The 1,958-nt window shown below is 29.1% G+C and carries 2 protein-coding genes; both read right to left on the reverse strand.

Going from position 1 to position 1,958, the window contains the following annotated elements:
* Positions 1-1,143 (reverse strand): aldehyde dehydrogenase family protein (locus CL42_RS15940; protein ID WP_035270875.1); only part of this gene is annotated, 1,143 nt, incomplete at its 3' end.
* A 152-nt stretch (positions 1,144-1,295) separates the two neighbouring features.
* Positions 1,296-1,958 (reverse strand): AraC family transcriptional regulator (locus CL42_RS15945; RefSeq protein ID WP_035270876.1); only part of this gene is annotated, 663 nt, incomplete at its 5' end.

Below are 1,958 nucleotides of genomic sequence, written 5' to 3' on the forward strand. Positions count from 1 at the left end.
TCTGAATGCTAATGGTCTATCTCGATTAACTATATAATCAACCACCTCATTAGGATTTTGATAAGTTTTTATCATGAGTATTGGGCCAAAGGTTTCCCTTGTATCAATATCCATCGTATCATTACTTTTTAGCACTAGAGTAAGGGGGAATTTTCTTGATATTGGATCTGGTTCTTGTTGATTTAACGTTATTATTTGGGCGCCTTTATCCTTAGCATCCTCTAGACAATCTACTAGCCGTTTAAAAGATTTATCATCAATAATTGATGTATAGGACTCTGAATGTATATTAGGCACATGTTCCTGTACCCACGTTAGAGAATGATCTATAAATTGTGTTACTTTCGATTCATGTAAAAATAAATAGTCAACATTAGTACATATTTGCCCAGCATTTAATTGTTTTACGAACATAATACGTTCAACTGCTTTTTGTATGGGATATTCTGGATCAATGACAGCAGGTGATTTACCCCCTAATTCAAGAGTTACAGGAGTTAAATTTTGAGCCGCTGCGGTCATAACTTTACGACCTGTTGCACTTGAGCCTGTGAAAATTAGGTGATCAAAAGGAATCTGAGAGAAATATATACCTATATTTCCTGTTTCATCTAGTATTATTAATTTTTCTTGCTTGAAGTAATTTGGGACTAATTTTATCAATAGTTTTGCTAAATTTCTTGAATTTTCAGACATCTTAACCATAGCCATATTACCGGCTGCAAATACAGCAGATAATTGTGAAAACATAAGATTAATTGGAAAATTCCAAGGTACTATGATCCCAATCACACCTAATGGCTGAGGAATGACATAATTTTTTGCACCTAAATATAATAAATGATCTACATGCCGTTTTTGTACTTTTGTCCATTTTTTTAACTTTTTAATACTATTTTTGATGTCATCATTTGCGGTAACTATTTCTGCTAATATTGTTTCGTGTCTAGAACGAGTTCCATAATCTGCATTTATTGCATCAATTATTTCCTCAAGATTTTCATTTATCAATTCTTTTAATTTAAATAAATTAAGTTTTCTTTCTTCGATAGTTTCAATGCCTTCTTTTTTAAAATAATTCTTTTGTAGTATAAATTGATTATATAAATCTTCTTTAAGTAGATCTGTAGTATGATTTTGCATAATAACTCCTTTTAATACTAACATTTTTATTTTTTAAAAAAGTTAAATTCATTATTATTGTTATGTTAACTATAAAAAAATTATATGCTTGACTTATTTATACAAATTTTTGTTAAAAATAATCAATTTATAATTTTTAATAAATAACCAATCTAATTGGTTGATTTATTATTTGATATTGTACGTCGATATTCCCTAGGAGTGATTTTGAACCATCTTTTAAAGGCTCGTCTAAAATTAGCACTGTCATGATAGTTAAGAATTGTCGCTATCGCAGTGATTGAGAGATCAGTTTCTTTTAAATACTCGATAGCCTGTTTTGATAGCATATCATCTAAAACAATTTTATAACTTGTTCCTTCGTTTTTCAATTTTCTGGCTAATGTACGTTTACTAATAAATAACTCTGAAGCGATAAATTCCTCACTTATTTGCTTTGAGGGATTTGATAATATTATTTTTTGCATCATGTAAGTATAAGAGGTCGTAGTACTTCCAAGTTGTTTAATTAATTTTCCACATTGATCAATTGCATGATTGTAAATAATCTTATTTGCTGAAGGATTTTCAATTAGACATATATTTTTGGGTATTCTCATTCCAGTTTGATTGAATGAAAAAATGATAGGTGCTTCAAATACATTTTTATAATTTTCTAAATTTCTTGGTTTATCATGTTCAAAATAAACTTGTACTTCGTCAGTCTTTCTTCCCAATATAAACTCGATACATTCATATAATATTACCATGCAAGTCTCGCTTAGAAGACGCTTAACTTCAATTGGTAGATCAATTATAAAGTTAAGATAACAGCA

Origin of the sequence: Acinetobacter sp. Ver3 (genome assembly GCF_000632455.1) — a bacterium.
Lineage (GTDB): Bacteria > Pseudomonadota > Gammaproteobacteria > Pseudomonadales > Moraxellaceae > Acinetobacter.